The organism is Pseudomonas sp. NPDC089406, from assembly GCF_044900265.1.
In the GTDB taxonomy this organism is placed as follows: domain Bacteria; phylum Pseudomonadota; class Gammaproteobacteria; order Pseudomonadales; family Pseudomonadaceae; genus Aquipseudomonas; species Aquipseudomonas fakonensis.
This window is the reverse complement of sequence record NZ_JBJDNC010000011.1, coordinates 1-14,961: the sequence shown is the minus strand read 5'-3', so window position 1 is coordinate 14,961 and position 14,961 is coordinate 1. Positions and strand designations below refer to the sequence as shown.

The following is a 14,961-nucleotide window of genomic DNA, read 5'->3' as shown; positions in this document are numbered from 1 at the left end:
ATCTTCAGGCCGAGCGCGCGTTCATTTTATGGAGAACACCCCATGCCTTCGTTCGACGTGGTATCGGAACTGGACAAGCACGAAGTGCAGAACGCCGTCGACAACGCCATCAAGGACCTCGACCGCCGCTACGACCTCAAGGGCAAGGGCACCTTCGAGTTCAAGGACAAGGAGCAGACCGTGCTGCTGACCGCCGAGGAGGAGTTCCAGCTCGAAGCCATGCTGGAGATCCTGCGCCTGGCGCTGGTCAAGCGCAAGATCGACGTCAAGTGCCTGGAAACCCAGGACCCGTACGCCTCGGGTAAAGAGAAAAAGCAGGAAGCCAAGTTCCGCGAGGGTATCGACAAGGACCTGGCCAAGAAGATCGTCGCCACCATCAAGGATGGCAAGCTGAAGGTGCAGGCCGCCATCCAGGGCGAGCAGGTACGGGTCACCGGCAAGAAGCGCGACGACCTGCAGGAAGCCATTGCCCTGCTGCGCACCAAGGAGTTCGACATGCCGCTGCAGTTCAACAACTTCCGCGACTGATAAAAGCAACACCTTGAACCCAGGTGGCGCAATGATGTCCATGTGGGTTCGGGGCCGCTGAGTTCCAGGCGGCCCGGTTTCAGGAGATGAACATGGATTTGAACGCAGAGGTCGACCAGCTGGTACGCCAGTCGCAAACCTGGATTCCGCTGATCATGGAGTACGGCAGCCGGGTGCTGCTGGCACTGCTGACCCTGGCCATCGGCTGGTGGGTCGTCAACCGGCTGAGTGCGCACCTGGGCAAGCTGGTGAGCATGCGCAACACCGACGTGGCCCTGCAGGGCTTCATCAGCACCCTGGCCAACATCGTGCTGAAGATCCTGCTGTTCGTCAGCGTGGCGTCGATGATCGGCATCGAGACCACCTCGTTCGTCGCCGCCATCGGTGCTGCGGGCCTGGCCATCGGCCTGGCGCTGCAGGGTAGCCTGGCGAACTTCGCCGGCGGCGTGCTGATCTTGATGTTCCGCCCGTTCCGCATCGGTGACTGGATCGAGGCGCAGGGCGTGAGCGGCACCGTGGACAGCATCCAGATCTTCCACACCGTGCTGCGCACCGGCGACAACAAGACAGTGATCATGCCCAACGGCAGCCTGTCCAACGGCATCATCACCAACACCAACCGCCAGCCGACGCGCAAGGTGGTGTTCGATGTAGGCGTGGACTACGAGGCCGACCTGCAGAAGGCGCGCAACGTACTGCTGGAGCTGGCCAAAGACCCTCGGGTATTGGCGGACCCGGCGCCGCAGGCAGTGGTGGCCACACTGGGCGACAGCTCGATCACCGTGTCGCTGCGCCTGTGGACCAAGACCTCGGACTACTGGGATGTGATGTTCATGCTCAACGAGCATGCCCGCGACCGGCTCAAGGCCGAGGGTATCGACATTCCCTTTCCGCAGCGGGTGATCCGCGTGGTGCAGGAGACGGCCGCGCAGTAACGCCTTGCCAAGGCCGGGGCCGCTGCGTGGCCCTTCGCGGGCAAGCCCGCTCCCACAGGAAAGCGGCAGGCTTGAAGGCTTGTGCAAACCCTGTGGGAGCGGGCTTGCCCGCGAAGGGCTGCGCAGCGGCCCCGGCTTTTTCATCCCCTTACACTTGTTCACAGCAAGCCCCCATCATTTCTGGCATATAACCTGCCCCCACCTGCCTGCACCTGATCGCCACCATGAAACCACTGCTGTACATCACCCCCCTGCGCGCCTTGCTATTCGGCCTCACTCTGGCGCTGTTCGAGCTGCTCACGTACCTGGCCAGCGACGCGGTCATGCCGGCCATGCCGGTGGTGGTCGACGACCTGAAGGCCAGCCCCGAATTCATCCCCCACGCGCTCAACCTGTACCTGCTGGGCGGGGTGGTGCTGCAGTGGCTGATCGGCCCGCTGGCCGACCGTTATGGCAGGCGCCCGCTGCTGCTGACCGGTTGCGTGTTTTTCGGCGGCGCTTGCCTGGCGACCTTCTGGGTGCACGATATCGGCCTGTTCAACGTGCTGCGCCTGCTGCAGGGCATTGGCCTGGGCTTTGTGGTGACGGTCAGCTACCCGGCGCTCAACGAGGCGTTCAGCGAAGCCGACGCGGTGCGCATGATGGCCTTGCTGGCCAATATCGCGCTGCTGTCGCCGCTGCTCGGCCCGCTGGTGGGCACCCTGATGCTGCAGTGGCTGGACTGGCGCTGGCTGTTCGTTGCCTTTGCCGTGGGCGCGGTGGCCTGCTGGCTGCTGCTGTACCACCTGATGCCCGAGACCTTGGGGGTTGAGCGCCGCGATGGCTCGCGCCTGGCGTTCACGCCCATCCACCTGCTGCCGCTGCTGGCCGGCTACGGCCAACTGCTGGCCAACCGCAAGTTCGTCGCCGGCAGTGCGGCGCTGGGGCTGGTGGGGCTGCCGCTGATCGGCTGGATCGGCCTGTCGCCGGTGCTGCTGATTCACGACGAGGGCCTGAGCACCATGGAATACGCCCTGTGGCAGCTGCCGGTGTTCGGCGGGCTGATCCTCGGCAACTTGATCATCAACCGCATCGCCGACCGCTACCCGTTGCCGGCGCTGGTGCGGGGCGCGCTGGCGCCGTACCTGGCAGGCCTGTGCCTGATGGTGCTGGCAACCTGGCTGTGGCCGACGGTAACCAGCGTGGTGGCCGGCATGTCGCTGTACGCGCTGGGGCTGGGGGTGGCTAACGCAGTGCTGTACCGCATGACGTTGTTTGCCAGCGATCAGAGCAAGGGGCTGGTGTCGGCCATGCTGGGCATGATCACCATCGCGCTGTTGGGTTTGGGCGGCGCGGTGCTGGCGATGCTGGGTGCGGGGGCGAGCCTGCTGCACTTTGCCCTGGGTGCAGGTATCGCCGGGGCCCTGGCGTTGTGGCCGCTGTGGTTCGTGGTGGGTGGACGGCCTGGGGCTGTGGTGCAGTAATCATTTTCACCTGCACCGGCCCTTTCGCGGGCAAGCCCGCTCCCACAGGTACTGCGCTGTGTCAAAACAAGCAGATAACCTGTGGGAGCGGGCTTGCCCGCGAAGGGGCCGGTGCAGGATGAAGCATTTGCTCAGGGCTGTTCGGTGGCCGAATCAGCAACCGGCGCAGGCTTGCCGCGCCCGGCTTCCTGGCGCCAATGCAGGGCGATCAGGATCAGCGTCGGCACGCCCAGCAGGGCGGTGATCATGAAGAAGTTGTGGTAGCCGAATTTCTCCACCATCACCCCCGAATAGCCGCCGATCAAGCGCGGCAACAGCAGCATGATCGAGCTCAGCAGGGCGTATTGGGTGGCCGAGAACTTCAGGTTGGTCAGGCTCGACAGGTAGGCGACGAACGCCGACGTAGCCATGCCTGAACTGAAGTTGTCCAGCGAGATGGTCACCACCAGCATTTCCAGGTTCGGCCCCATGTCGGCCAGCATCACGAACAGGATATTGGTCGCGGCCGAGGCCAGGCCACCGATGAACAGGATCGGCAGGATGCCGAAGCGCACGATCAGCAGGCCGCCGGCACCGGCGCCGACCAGGGTCATGATCAGGCCGAAGATCTTGCTGACGCTGGCGATCTGGTCCTTGGTGAAGCCCATGTCGATGTAGAACACGTTGGCCATCACCCCCATGACCGTGTCGGACATGCGGTAGGTGGCGATCAGCCCGAGCAACAGCAGGGCCTGCCAGCGGTAGCGGGCGATGAAGTCGTTGATCGGCGTGAGCACTGGCGCCAGGCCGCGGCGGCCGAGGCTCGACAGGCAGGCCCAGGTCAGCAGCACGTAGAGGATCAGGCGCAGGAAGGCGCGGTCTTCGAGCAGCAGGTCCAGCGGCGTGGCCTCACCGGAAACCACGGTTGACCAGCCGGTGTTGAACATCTGGGTGAAGCTGGCCGGTACCGACACCAGCAGGATGATCAGCACGAACACCGAAGCCATCTGGTGCATCAGCCCGTAGCGTGCTGCCGACAATTGCGTGCGCAGCGGCACCGGTGGTTCGCGCATCACCAGGGTGGTGAACAGCGCCGGCAGCATCAGCACGCCGAACAGCACGTAGGTGCTGGCCCAGGCCTTGTGCAGGTAGCTGAAACCGGTAGAGCCGAACCATTCGGCGAAGAACAGCGCACCGGCGGTGGCCAGCAGCGCGGCAACCCGGTAGCCGGCCATGTAGCTGGCGGCCAGGGCGGCCTGGCGTTGGTCGTCGGCGATTTCCAGGCGGTAGGCGTCGACGGCGATGTCCTGGGTGGCCGAGGCGAAGGCCACCAGCACCGCCAGGGCAATCAGCCACGACAGGTGCTTTTGCGGATCGCAAAAGCCCATGCCCAGCAGGCCCACTACCACCAGAATCTGTGAAAGCAGCAGCCACGAGCGGCGCCGGCCCATGCCGCCGAGCAGCGGCAGGCGCCATTGGTCGAGCAGCGGCGACCACACCCACTTGAACGCGTACGCCAGGCCGATCAGGCTGGCGTAGCCGATGGTTTCGCGGGCAACGCCTGCCTCGCGCAACCAGACCGAAAGCGTGGAGAACACCAGCATGTAGGGCAAGCCGGCGGCAAAGCCGAGCAACAACAACACCAAGGTTGACGGGCTGGCATAGGCAGCGAGCGCAGCGCGCCAGGTTTTACGGGGCATGGGCCAACATCTGCCTCAAGTTTGCGAAAACAAAGCGCGCACTCTAACCGCTGTGCTCCATCGGGCGCCAGCCATGGCGCGCCATATCCACACGATTATTGGCTACATTCACGCCCTCTGCGCGCAGCCGCGCGCGCTGTTCGTCGCCGGACGGCGTGCCCAGCGCCAGGCTCAGGCGCCCGCCGGCACCCAGCACCCGGTGCCAGGGCAGGCGAGTGTCGTGGGGTAACTGCCCGAGGGTGCGCCCGACCCAGCGCGCAGCGCGGCCAAGGCCGGCCAGTTCGGCCAGTTGGCCATAGCTGACCACCTTGCCTTCGGGCACCTGGCCCAGCACCGAATACAGCGCCATCCGTCGGGCTTCGGCATCTTCCGGCGGTGGGGGAGTGAGGGCGGACATCAGAGCATTCCTGGCCTGTGGATGAAACCGGACAGGCGGCGCTGGTGAATGAGAGCGGAACTCATCGGCATGGGCTGGGTCTGTCGTTGCTCAGGGTCGGGGTATCCGGATAATGCCCGGCTTTTTTCATCGAATCGATTCCATAGTCTGCTTATGTATTCAAAAACCCTGCTGTGCCTCATCGCTGCCACCCTTTGCACCCCGGCCTTGGCTGATACCGTCTGGATGAAGAACGGCGACCGCTTGAGCGGCAAGATCAAGGTGTTCGACGGCGGCAAGCTGCTGCTCGAAACCCCCTACGGCGGCTCCATAGCCCTGGACTGGAAGCAGGTGCAAACCCTGGAAAGCGACCAGGAGCTGCTGGTCAAGCAGGACGCCTACAGCGGCGAGAAGGCCAAGTCGCTGAAAGCGGCCGAACCCGGCAAGGTCACGCTAGCCAACGGCGAGGCACCCAAGACCGTCGATTTGGCCAGCATCGAGCAGATCATGAAGCCGCGCCCGGTGGTCGAGGACCTGATGTGGAAGGGCAACGTCGACGTGGCGATGGACTACAAGCGCGCCGAGAACGACACCGACGACTACGACGTCAGCTTCAAGACCACCGCTCGCCACGGCCGCTGGCGGCACAACGCCGAGGGTGAGTACAACCGCGAGAGCAAGGACGACGTCACCACCACCAACAACTGGAGCGCCGAGTACGCCCTGGACCGCTTCATCACCGAGAAGTGGTTCTGGCAGGGCCGGGCAGAGTACAAGCGCGACCAGATCGAAGACCTGGCTCGCCAGCGCACCGTGGGTACCGGCCCGGGTTACCAGTTCTGGGATGACGAGCTGGGTGCGTTCTCGCTGAGCTCGCTGATCAACCGCAGCGACTTCGAGTACCGCGACGGCGGCAAGGATAACTTCTATTCGGCGTCGGTGAAGTGGGACTACAACCGCTACCTGATCGGCAAGAAAGTCGAGTTCTTCACCAACGGTGAGGTCGGCAAACCGTTCGGCGGCGTCGCCGACTACACCCTGGATGCCGAAATGGGCCTGCGCTACAAGGTTACCGAATGGGCCTCGCTGAACCTCAAGGCCGAGAAGGACCTGATCAGGGGCACCAGCGACAGCGATCTGGACAAGACCCGCTACACCGCAGGCTTCGGCGTGACCTGGTAAACCGCCATCGCTGTAGGAGCGGCCTTGCCGGGGCGCCGGACCGGTCGGAAAGGGCTGCGCAGCGGCCCCAGGATATCGGCATCATGCAAGATTGCTGGGGCTGCTGCGCAGCCCTTTCGCGACACAAGGCCGCTCCTACAGCACCTCAACAAACCCTGTGCCGGCTTGCAGGCGATTGGCCGCGTAGCGGCCTTTGGGGCTTGTAGCGTATAACTTGCAGCTGATTCTTATTTGAGGTTCTTGCCGTGAGTACCAACGCCCTTCGCCCCGCCCGGGAACTGCTGCTCAAGGAATTCCGCGGCGTGCTGTCGACCCACTCCAAGTCCATGCCCGGCTACCCGTTCGGTTCGGTGGTGCCCTACTGCCTGGACGCCGAGGGCCACCCGGTGATCCTCATCAGCCGCATTGCCCAGCACACCCACAACCTGCAAAAAGACCCCAAGTGCTCGCTGCTGGTGGGTGAGCGCGACGCCGAGGACGTACAAGCGGTGGGCCGCCTGACGCTCATGGCCGAAGCCCGCAAGCTCACCGACGAAGCCGCCATCGAGGCGGCTGCGGCGCGCTACTACCGCTACTTCCCCGAGTCGGCCAACTACCACAAGGCCCACGACTTCGACTTCTGGGTGCTGCAACCGGTGCGCCACCGCTACATCGGCGGCTTCGGTGCCATCCACTGGCTCGACCAGGTGACGTTGGCCAACCCGTTCGCCGGCAAGGCCGAGGCCAGCATGATCGAGCACATGAACAGCGACCATGCCAACGCCATCGCTCACTACGTCGAACTCACCGGCCTGCCGCGCACGGCCCCGGCCGAGCTGGTCGGCATCGACAGCGAAGGCATGCACCTGCGTATCGGCCAGAGCGTGTACTGGCTGGCCTTCCCGCAAACCTGTAATAACCCGACACAAGTGCGCGAAGCCTTGGTACTGCTGGCCCGCGCCGATCAGTGGCCGGTTGCGCTGGCGGCCGAGGGTTGAAAAAAGCGCGGCGCGCATCCATCTGAGGGTCTTACAGGAAGATTTTCTTCCGTAGAGGAATTGTTGATGCGCGCCTTTCTATTGCTGTTCCTGGTTTTCCCCGTGCTCGAGCTGTTCGTGTTCGTCAAGGTCGCCGGGGCCATCGGTTTCTTTCCGGCGCTGCTGCTGATCATCGCCGGCTCCGCCCTGGGCCTGCTGGTGATGCGCGTGGCAGGCCTTGCCACCGCCCTGCGTGCCCGCGAGAGCCTGCAGCGTGGCGAGCTGCCCGCCGAGGACATGTTCCAGGGCCTGATGCTGGCGGTCGCCGGCGGCCTGCTGCTGATCCCGGGTTTCATCAGCGACGTGATCGGCCTGCTGTGCCTGCTGCCGTTCAGCCGCCGCCTGGTGGCCAGCAAGCTGCGTCAGCGCGCCGAGCAGCAGGCCATGCGCCAGCGTGCGTTCCAGGACGACCCGTTCCAGGCCCAGCCGCGTGACGGCGGCCACCGCCCGAACGTGATCGAGGGCGAGTACGAGCGCCGCGACAAGTAAGGCGTGGTCATGGGTGGGAGCAGGCTTGCCCCGCGATGGGGCCAGTCGCCCTGATCGCGTGGCAAGCCCGCCCCCACGATGCATTTTCACAGCTTATGAAAAATTTTCTGCAACAAGCCTTGTAATCGAAACTCCCGGCCTCATGTATGTGGTCACCGCAAGGTTTCTGGTGTTTGCACCAGTCATTACACAGGTGGTTCGCTCCAGGCGGGCCACTCCCGGCAACGCCGGACCGAATCAACCCGCCGGTGTCGATACCGGCCGATGAAAACCACAATTTGGGAGAGATCGACAATGAAGCTTCGTCCTCTGCATGACCGCGTCGTCATCCGTCGCAGCGAAGAAGAATCGAAAACCGCTGGCGGTATCGTCCTGCCAGGTTCGGCCGCTGAAAAGCCAAACCGCGGTGAAATCGTCGCCGTCGGCACCGGTCGCATCCTGGACAACGGCGAAGTGCGCGCACTGGCCGTTAAAGTCGGTGACAAAGTGGTTTTCGGCCCTTACTCGGGCAGCAACACCGTGAAAGTCGATGGCGAAGACCTGCTGGTCATGGCCGAGAACGAAATCCTCGCCGTTATCGAAGGCTGATTTCCCCGACTTCCCGTTACTCCAAAGAATTCCAAGGATTAAACGATCATGGCTGCTAAAGACGTAAAATTCGGCGATTCCGCCCGCAAGAAAATGCTGGTTGGTGTAAACGTACTGGCTGACGCCGTCAAAGCGACCCTCGGCCCGAAAGGCCGCAACGTGGTCCTGGCCAAGAGCTTCGGCGCGCCGACCATCACCAAGGACGGCGTTTCCGTCGCCAAAGAAATCGAACTGAAAGACGCCTTCGAAAACATGGGCGCCCAGCTGGTCAAGGAAGTTGCTTCCAAGGCCAACGACGCTGCCGGTGACGGCACCACCACCGCGACCGTCCTGGCCCAGGCCATCGTCAACGAAGGCCTGAAAGCCGTCGCTGCCGGCATGAACCCGATGGATCTGAAGCGCGGTATCGACAAGGCCACCGCCGCCGTCGTCGCCGAGCTGAAAAACCTGTCCAAGCCATGCGCCGACTCCAAGGCCATCGCCCAGGTAGGCACCATCTCCGCCAACTCCGACAACTCCATCGGTGAAATCATCGCCGAAGCCATGGAAAAAGTCGGTAAAGAAGGCGTGATCACCGTCGAAGAAGGCTCGGGCCTGGAAAACGAACTGTCCGTCGTAGAAGGCATGCAGTTCGACCGCGGCTACCTGTCGCCGTACTTCGTCAACAAGCCGGACACCATGGTTGCCGAGCTGGAAGGCCCGCTGCTGCTGCTGGTCGACAAGAAGATCTCCAACATCCGTGAGCTGCTGCCAGTTCTGGAAGCCGTCGCCAAGGCCGGCCGTCCGCTGCTGATCGTTGCCGAAGACGTCGAAGGCGAAGCCCTGGCGACTCTGGTGGTCAACAACATGCGCGGCATCGTCAAGGTTGCTGCGGTCAAGGCCCCGGGCTTTGGCGATCGCCGCAAGGCCATGCTGCAGGACATCGCCGTCCTGACCGGCGGCCAGGTCATCTCCGAAGAAATCGGCCTGTCCCTGGAAACCGCTACCCTGGAGCACCTGGGTAACGCCAAGCGCGTCATCCTGTCCAAGGAAAACACCACCATCATCGACGGTGCTGGCGTTGACGCCGACATCGAAGCACGCGTCAAGCAGATCCGTGCCCAGATCGAAGAGACTTCCTCGGACTACGACCGTGAGAAGCTGCAAGAGCGCCTGGCCAAGCTGGCTGGCGGTGTTGCCGTGATCAAGGTCGGTGCCGGCACCGAAGTTGAAATGAAAGAGAAGAAAGCCCGCGTTGAAGACGCCCTGCACGCTACCCGCGCAGCCGTCGAAGAAGGCGTGGTGCCTGGCGGTGGTGTGGCCCTGGTTCGCGCCCTGGCTGCCATCGTTGACCTCAAAGGCGACAACGAAGACCAGAACGTCGGTATCGCCCTGCTGCGCCGCGCAGTAGAAGCCCCGCTGCGCCAGATCACTGCCAACGCCGGCGACGAGCCAAGCGTTGTTGCCGACAAGGTCAAGCAAGGTTCGGGCAACTACGGCTACAACGCCGCTACCGGCGAATACGGCGACATGATCGAGATGGGCATCCTGGACCCAGCCAAGGTCACCCGCTCGGCCCTGCAAGCTGCAGCTTCGATCGGCGGTCTGATGATCACCACCGAAGCCATGGTTGCCGACCTGCCGGAAGACAAGCCAGCTGGCGGCATGCCAGACATGGGCGGCATGGGTGGCATGGGCGGCATGATGTAAGCCAGCCTTACCCCCAAGCTGTAACAAGAAGCCCCGCCTAGTGCGGGGCTTTTTCATTGCCTGTTCGGGCCTCTTCGCGGGTGAACCCGCTCCCACAGGTATTGCGCCGCTCTTGAGGGTAACGCCGAGCCTGTGGGAGCGGGTTTACCCGCGAATCAGGCAACGCTGCGCTCGGCGGCTGGCGCTTGCGCCACCCCCCGGCGATACAGCACCAGGTAATAGCACCCCAGCCCGATCAACCAGCAGAACACCGCCGTCCAGATGTTGTGCGACAAGAAGTGCGCGCCCTGCATCATCCTGCCCAACCCCAATACCGAACCTGCAACGAACGCCAGCCCCAGCGCCGCCTTGGCCAGGCGTGGCTTGCGGTCACGCAGGGCGAAGAACAGCGCGAACAGGCAGAACCCGGTGGCCGCATGGCCGCCCGGCCAGCACAGGCCCGGCTTGTCGGTGGGCGGGCGTGGCTCGAGCAGCTTGCTGTAGGTTTCCTTGCCGCCGAACTGGGTCAGGCTCCACGGGCACTGCACCTGGGTCAGTTGCTTGAGCGGGGTGACGAACGCGGTCGAAAGCCCCAGTGCCAGCACCAGGCAGCCCAGCTCGCGGCGCCAGCTGACCAGCTTGCTCCAGAAGAAGCTGGCGATATACCCGGCCACCGCCAGCAGGCTGAACAGGATCACCCCCTGCTTGACCCGGTCATGCAGGATGTTCTCCAGCAGGTAGCTGTGGCGGCCGATGAATTGCCCGGCCGTCTGGTCGAAGAACAGGTCGGCGATGTTCATGTCCAGCGAGGTCAGCTCGAGCAGCAGCAGAGCGACGATGGTGGCGAACGGGATGCCCAGGCAGAGCCAGAGATTGAGCGGGCGAGGGCGGATGGCTTCGGGCATGGTGACTCCACGGTGCGGAAAAAGACCGGGCATTGTCAGCCTGCCGCTATCCTGTGTCCGTGAAGGATCAGTGAAAAATCCGTCAACCGCGGCGAAATTTCCCAAGGGCTGGCACAGTGCAGGCAATGGCCTTAAGCTGCGCCTGCCGCGCCCCGCGAAGGGCCGCACAGGAGACCCCGATGCGCATTCTTTTGGTTGAAGACAACCGCGATATCCTTGCCAATCTGGCCGACTACCTCGGCATGAAAGGCTACACCGTCGATTGCGCCCAGGATGGCCTGTCGGGCCTGCACCTGGCCGCCACCGAACACTACGACCTGATCGTGCTCGACATCATGCTGCCGGGGATCGACGGCTACACGCTGTGCAAGCGCCTGCGCGAAGACGCCCGGCGCGACACCCCGGTGATCATGCTCACTGCCCGCGACCAGTTGGACGACCGCCTGCAGGGCTTCCGTTCCGGCGCCGACGACTACCTGCTCAAGCCGTTCGCCCTGTCCGAGCTTGCCGCGCGCATCGAAGCGGTGCTGCGCCGGGCCCAGGGCGGCGGGCGCCGCACCCTGCAAGTGGCAGACCTGAGCTACGACCTCGACACCCTCGAGGTGACCCGCCAGGGCCGCCTGCTCAAGCTCAACCCGGTCGGCCTCAAGCTGCTGGCGGTATTGATGCAGAAAAGCCCCCACGTGCTGCGCCGCGAAGTGCTGGAAGAGGCCCTGTGGGGCGACGACTGCCCCGACAGCGACAGCCTGCGCAGCCATGTGCACCAGTTGCGCCAGGTGATCGACAAACCGTTCGACAAACCGCTGCTGCATACCGTCCATGGCGTCGGCTATCGCCTCGCCGAGGGCCGCGATGGAGTTTAAGCAAAGCCTTGCCCAGCGCATCATCATCGCCTTCGCGCTGATGAGCGCACTGGTGGCCGGGGCCTTCGCCTTCGGCATCGTTGCCACAGTGCACCTGGTCGAGGAGCGGTTGATTTCGTCGGTGCTCGGCGGCGACTTGCAGCGCCTGCTGCGCATGGACAGCGTCAGCGACTGGAGCCACCGCCCGCGCCCCGACCAGCTGTTCTATTTCAGTGGCGGGCGCGACGAGTTCGAGATGCCGCGCGATCTGCGCCACCTCGACCCGGGCTTTCACGAGGTGTTCCGCGACCAGCTGTCGTACCACGCCATGGTCGAGATCGTCGACGGGCGCCGCTACGTGCTGCTGCAGGACCAAAGCGATTTCGAGGAGCGCGAGCGGGTGCTGTTCGCCGTGGTGGTGGTGGGCTTCGTGCTCAGCCTGGCCCTGGCGACGCTGCTGGGCTGGTTGCTGGCACGGCGGGTGATGGCGCCGGTGATCCGCCTGGCCCGCCAGGTACGCCACCGCGACCAGCTGCTGGGCCTGGCGCCGCCGCTGGCGCCGGACTACGCGGCGGACGAAGTGGGCCAGCTGGCAGTGGCCTTCGACGACACCCTGGGCCGCCTGCGCGATGCCCTGACCCGTGAGCGGCTGTTCACCAGCGACGTCAGCCACGAGCTGCGCACGCCCTTGATGGTGCTGGCCACCTCCTGCGAGCTGTTGATCGAGAACCCCAACCTCGACACCCGCTCGCGCAGCCAGGTGGAGCGCATTGCCCGGGCCACCGAAGAAATGCGCGAGCTGGTCAAGACCTTCCTGATGCTGGCCCGCGCCCAGCGCGACGAGGGGGCGGTGGCGTCACAGGCGACCCTGCGCGAGGTGGCCGACGACCTTACCGGCGTTTGGCGTGACACCATCGAGCAGAAGGGCCTGGCGCTGTACTACGACGGCCGCGTCAGTGCCAGCCCGGTGCTGTACAACGCCACCTTCCTGCAATCGGTGATGGGCAACCTGCTGCGCAACGCCGCCCACTACACCGACAGCGGCTATATCCGCCTGAGCCTGCAGAGTGATGGTTTCAGCGTCGAGGACAGCGGTGTGGGCATTCCCGAGGAGCAGCGCGAGGCGATGTTCCGGCCCTTCGTGCGTGGCGATGAGCGCCGTGGCGAAGGCTTGGGGCTGGGCTTGTCGCTGGTGCAGCGGATCTGCGACGACCAGGGCTGGCAGGTCACCCTGACCACCACCTTGCCCCATGGTTGCCGTTTTCAGGTCAGCCTGACCCGCAGCAACGGGGCGTTTCTGGAGGGTGAAAACGGCAGCACGTTGTCGGAAGCTGATTAACGTTCTGTAACATCCTTCGCATCGTGTGACGGATTTTTCACATTGGCATGACCTGATTCCAACGCCTGCCTGACTAAGGTGGGCGCACTTGGAGTCAGGAGATGCTCATGCGTAGCCCCATCAAACTCGAATTTTCCGAAAAGTACGACCGCGATCATGCCCGGGAGTACTTCCTCAAGCACCAGGATGGCCTGGCCCGACGCCTGTCTCACAAGCGCGATGAACAACTGGCCCGGCGTGCCCTGATGCTCGCCGGCGAGCCGGGTTTGGTGCTCGACCTGCCGTGCGGCGCTGGCCGTTTCTGGCCGCTGCTGGCCGAAAAGCCCAACCGCGTGATCATCGGCGCCGACAACTCCGCCGCGATGATCGAGACAGCCTGTGCGGCACAACCGCCAGAAGTGGTGGCGCGGGTACGCCCTTTGCAAACATCTGCCTTCGCCATCGACCTGCCCGACAACGCCGTGGACAGCATCTTCTGCATGCGCCTGTTCCACCACATTGGCGACGCCGCTCACCGCCAGAAAATTCTTTCAGAATTTCAACGGGTTAGCCGTGACAGTGTGATCGTGTCGCTGTGGGTGGACGGTAACTTCAAGGCTTGGCGGCGGCGCAAGCTGGAAGCGCGACGCAGCGCCAAAAGCGAGCAGGGCAGTTATCAGAACCGCTTTGTGTTACCCGCTGAAACAGTTGAAGAAGAATTTGTGGCAGCCGGTTTCAGAATTCAGGAACGTCTGGACTTCCTGCCGTTCTATGCCATGTGGCGTGTTTACGTATTGCGTAAGGGGTAAAGACGGATGGCGGTAACCCAGAGACGGTCCGAACAGTTCGAGTTCTACTGGCAGCAGCAGGGGGAGTGGGTCGAGGAGCCCAACCAGCGCCGTGGCGGCGAGAGCGGCGTGCAGCGCCTGTGCGACGCCAGTGGCCAACTGCTGTACGCCAAGCGCCAGGTTGGTCACATATACCGCAGCCTGCTGCACCCCTTCGGGCGGCCCACCGTGCTGCGCGAACTGGACGCGTTGAACAGCTTCGAACAGCTTGGCGTACGGGTGCCGCGCATCGTCTTTGCCGGCGCCGAGCGCACTGACGATCACCAGTGGCATGCCTTGCTGGTGAGCGAGGCGCTGGACGGTTTCGTCGACCTCGATACCTGGTTTGCCGAAGGCGCCCGGGAGCGTTACCCGCAGATGGTGCACGAGCGCATGCTCAAGGACCTGGCGGACAACCTTGCGCGCATGCACCTGGGGCATTGGCAGCATGGCTGCCTGTACGGCAAGCATGTGTTCGTCAAGGTGCTGGGCGAGGGCGAGCAGGCGCGGGTCGAGGTGGCCTTGCTGGACCTGGAGAAATGCCGTCGGCGCATCAGTTGCCAGCGGGCGGCTTATAACGACTTGCGTCAGTTGCGCCGCCACTCGTCGTTCGATGATGCGCAGTGGCAAAGCTTGCTCTACTTTTACCAGATGGCGTTTGGCAGCGCTGTCAAAGGGTTAGAGCAATGAAACTAGAAATCGCTCGAGGTTTGTTTCTGGTCGCGGCGTTAGGCGTCACGACGGTGGCCTTTGCGGCCTGGGAGCAGCCGAGAATGAATGTGTTCAGCCAGGGGGAGGTTGCTGGCGCTTGCCCGTTGCCGCGGGTGGCCAGGGTTGAGCAGCAGGCGCGGGTTGAGCCTGATCACGATATTTTGTTGTTTTTGTTTGGGATGAGGCAGGGGTTGCGGCCGTTTGGCTGATTGGGTTTTCTGCTGGTTGGGCGCCAGGGGCTTGGGTTTGATTCGGGCTTCTGGCGTTTGTGTTTTTGGGGTTTCGTTGTTTGTTGGTTTGTTGGTTTGTTGGTTTTGAAAGTTGTATGCGCATTCATTATTTGTAGTGACGCTTATTCACCTTTCCGCCCTTACGGCGGGTAACTTTTTGAAGGATCAAAAAGTCACCAAAAAATCCTCGCTCCATTCATCCGG

16 protein-coding genes are annotated in these 14,961 nt (G+C 63.6%); 13 read left to right on the top strand and 3 right to left on the bottom strand.

Translation table 11 applies throughout. The features are described from left to right. The first annotated feature begins 42 nt into the window (after positions 1-42). From ACI2KK_RS10010 to ACI2KK_RS10000, 3 genes are all read left to right on the top strand, one after another. A complete protein-coding gene (locus tag ACI2KK_RS10010; RefSeq protein WP_217841927.1) occupies positions 43-528 on the top strand; it encodes a YajQ family cyclic di-GMP-binding protein in 486 nt (161 codons plus the stop codon). 92 nt (positions 529-620) lie between these two features. After that, positions 621-1,463: a mechanosensitive ion channel family protein gene (locus ACI2KK_RS10005; protein WP_404668816.1), complete on the top strand. Its 843-nt coding sequence runs from the start codon at positions 621-623 to the stop codon at positions 1,461-1,463. A 224-nt stretch (positions 1,464-1,687) separates the two neighbouring features. Then, positions 1,688-2,926 carry an MFS transporter gene (locus ACI2KK_RS10000; protein ID WP_404668815.1) on the top strand — a complete coding sequence of 413 codons (1,239 nt, stop codon included), beginning with the start codon at positions 1,688-1,690 and terminating at the stop codon, positions 2,924-2,926. A 131-nt stretch (positions 2,927-3,057) separates the two neighbouring features. On the opposite strand, the gene ACI2KK_RS09995 is transcribed toward ACI2KK_RS10000, so the two are convergent. After that, positions 3,058-4,605: an AmpG family muropeptide MFS transporter gene (locus ACI2KK_RS09995; RefSeq protein ID WP_404668814.1), complete on the bottom strand. Its 1,548-nt coding sequence runs from the start codon at positions 4,603-4,605 to the stop codon at positions 3,058-3,060. A 43-nt stretch (positions 4,606-4,648) separates the two neighbouring features. After that, a complete protein-coding gene (locus tag ACI2KK_RS09990) occupies positions 4,649-5,002 on the bottom strand; it encodes an MGMT family protein (protein ID WP_404668813.1) in 354 nt (117 codons plus the stop codon). Between the two features lie 153 nt (positions 5,003-5,155). Between ACI2KK_RS09990 and ACI2KK_RS09985 the strand changes: the two genes are divergently transcribed. The 5 genes from ACI2KK_RS09985 to groL all read left to right on the top strand — a co-directional run bounded on the left by ACI2KK_RS09985 (position 5,156) and on the right by groL (position 9,945). After that, a complete protein-coding gene (locus tag ACI2KK_RS09985) occupies positions 5,156-6,163 on the top strand; it encodes a DUF481 domain-containing protein (protein WP_404668812.1) in 1,008 nt (335 codons plus the stop codon). 245 nt (positions 6,164-6,408) lie between these two features. Then, entirely contained in the window at positions 6,409-7,140 is a 732-nt protein-coding gene (locus ACI2KK_RS09980) for a HugZ family protein (RefSeq protein WP_404668811.1), read from the top strand. Positions 7,141-7,206: 66 nt separating this feature from the next. Beyond that, a complete protein-coding gene (locus tag ACI2KK_RS09975) occupies positions 7,207-7,668 on the top strand; it encodes an FxsA family protein (protein ID WP_404668810.1) in 462 nt (153 codons plus the stop codon). Between the two features lie 294 nt (positions 7,669-7,962). Continuing rightward, on the top strand, positions 7,963-8,256 hold the full coding sequence (locus ACI2KK_RS09970) for a co-chaperone GroES (protein WP_009050540.1): 294 nt from the start codon (positions 7,963-7,965) through the stop codon (positions 8,254-8,256). Positions 8,257-8,304: 48 nt separating this feature from the next. Further along, entirely contained in the window at positions 8,305-9,945 is a 1,641-nt protein-coding gene (gene groL / locus ACI2KK_RS09965; RefSeq protein ID WP_217841935.1) for a chaperonin GroEL, read from the top strand. 155 nt (positions 9,946-10,100) lie between these two features. Here the strand turns inward: groL and ACI2KK_RS09960 are convergent, their stop codons facing one another. After that, positions 10,101-10,829 carry a phosphatase PAP2 family protein gene (locus ACI2KK_RS09960; protein WP_404668809.1) on the bottom strand — a complete coding sequence of 243 codons (729 nt, stop codon included), beginning with the start codon at positions 10,827-10,829 and terminating at the stop codon, positions 10,101-10,103. Positions 10,830-11,008: 179 nt separating this feature from the next. Between ACI2KK_RS09960 and colR the strand changes: the two genes are divergently transcribed. The 5 genes from colR (at position 11,009) to ACI2KK_RS09935 (ending at position 14,736) form a co-directional block, all read left to right on the top strand. Then, the gene (gene colR / locus ACI2KK_RS09955) at positions 11,009-11,692 is read left to right on the top strand and encodes a two-component system response regulator ColR (RefSeq protein ID WP_028689695.1); all 684 of its coding nucleotides are present in this window, start codon (positions 11,009-11,011) and stop codon (positions 11,690-11,692) included. Continuing rightward, on the top strand, positions 11,682-13,010 hold the full coding sequence (locus ACI2KK_RS09950) for a sensor histidine kinase (RefSeq protein ID WP_404668808.1): 1,329 nt from the start codon (positions 11,682-11,684) through the stop codon (positions 13,008-13,010). The genes colR and ACI2KK_RS09950 overlap by 11 nt, the downstream gene beginning before the upstream one ends. Before the next feature lie 107 nt (positions 13,011-13,117). Then, on the top strand, positions 13,118-13,798 hold the full coding sequence (locus ACI2KK_RS09945; protein ID WP_217841938.1) for a class I SAM-dependent methyltransferase: 681 nt from the start codon (positions 13,118-13,120) through the stop codon (positions 13,796-13,798). Between the two features lie 6 nt (positions 13,799-13,804). Continuing rightward, entirely contained in the window at positions 13,805-14,506 is a 702-nt protein-coding gene (locus ACI2KK_RS09940) for a lipopolysaccharide kinase InaA family protein (protein ID WP_404668807.1), read from the top strand. Continuing rightward, positions 14,503-14,736, top strand: coding sequence for a hypothetical protein (locus ACI2KK_RS09935; RefSeq protein WP_217887862.1), 234 nt, complete (start codon positions 14,503-14,505; stop codon positions 14,734-14,736). The genes ACI2KK_RS09940 and ACI2KK_RS09935 overlap by 4 nt, the downstream gene beginning before the upstream one ends. The last annotated feature ends 225 nt before the right edge of the window (positions 14,737-14,961 follow it).

Excerpts from the sequence above, each read along its gene's own strand:
- colR (WP_028689695.1), top strand. The coding sequence starts at position 11,009 with ATGCGCATTCTTTTGGTTGAAGACAACCGCGATATCCTTGCCAATCTG.
- ACI2KK_RS10010 (WP_217841927.1), top strand. The coding sequence starts at position 43 with ATGCCTTCGTTCGACGTGGTATCGGAACTGGACAAGCACGAAGTGCAG.
- ACI2KK_RS09970 (WP_009050540.1), top strand. The coding sequence starts at position 7,963 with ATGAAGCTTCGTCCTCTGCATGACCGCGTCGTCATCCGTCGCAGCGAA.
- ACI2KK_RS09940 (WP_404668807.1), top strand. The coding sequence starts at position 13,805 with ATGGCGGTAACCCAGAGACGGTCCGAACAGTTCGAGTTCTACTGGCAG.
- ACI2KK_RS10000 (WP_404668815.1), top strand. The coding sequence starts at position 1,688 with ATGAAACCACTGCTGTACATCACCCCCCTGCGCGCCTTGCTATTCGGC.
- groL (WP_217841935.1), top strand. The coding sequence starts at position 8,305 with ATGGCTGCTAAAGACGTAAAATTCGGCGATTCCGCCCGCAAGAAAATG.
- ACI2KK_RS09960 (WP_404668809.1), bottom strand. The coding sequence starts at position 10,829 with ATGCCCGAAGCCATCCGCCCTCGCCCGCTCAATCTCTGGCTCTGCCTG.
- ACI2KK_RS09935 (WP_217887862.1), top strand. The coding sequence starts at position 14,503 with ATGAAACTAGAAATCGCTCGAGGTTTGTTTCTGGTCGCGGCGTTAGGC.
- ACI2KK_RS09945 (WP_217841938.1), top strand. The coding sequence starts at position 13,118 with ATGCGTAGCCCCATCAAACTCGAATTTTCCGAAAAGTACGACCGCGAT.
- ACI2KK_RS09950 (WP_404668808.1), top strand. The coding sequence starts at position 11,682 with ATGGAGTTTAAGCAAAGCCTTGCCCAGCGCATCATCATCGCCTTCGCG.
- ACI2KK_RS09975 (WP_404668810.1), top strand. The coding sequence starts at position 7,207 with ATGCGCGCCTTTCTATTGCTGTTCCTGGTTTTCCCCGTGCTCGAGCTG.
- ACI2KK_RS09990 (WP_404668813.1), bottom strand. The coding sequence starts at position 5,002 with ATGTCCGCCCTCACTCCCCCACCGCCGGAAGATGCCGAAGCCCGACGG.
- ACI2KK_RS10005 (WP_404668816.1), top strand. The coding sequence starts at position 621 with ATGGATTTGAACGCAGAGGTCGACCAGCTGGTACGCCAGTCGCAAACC.
- ACI2KK_RS09995 (WP_404668814.1), bottom strand. The coding sequence starts at position 4,605 with ATGCCCCGTAAAACCTGGCGCGCTGCGCTCGCTGCCTATGCCAGCCCG.
- ACI2KK_RS09985 (WP_404668812.1), top strand. The coding sequence starts at position 5,156 with ATGTATTCAAAAACCCTGCTGTGCCTCATCGCTGCCACCCTTTGCACC.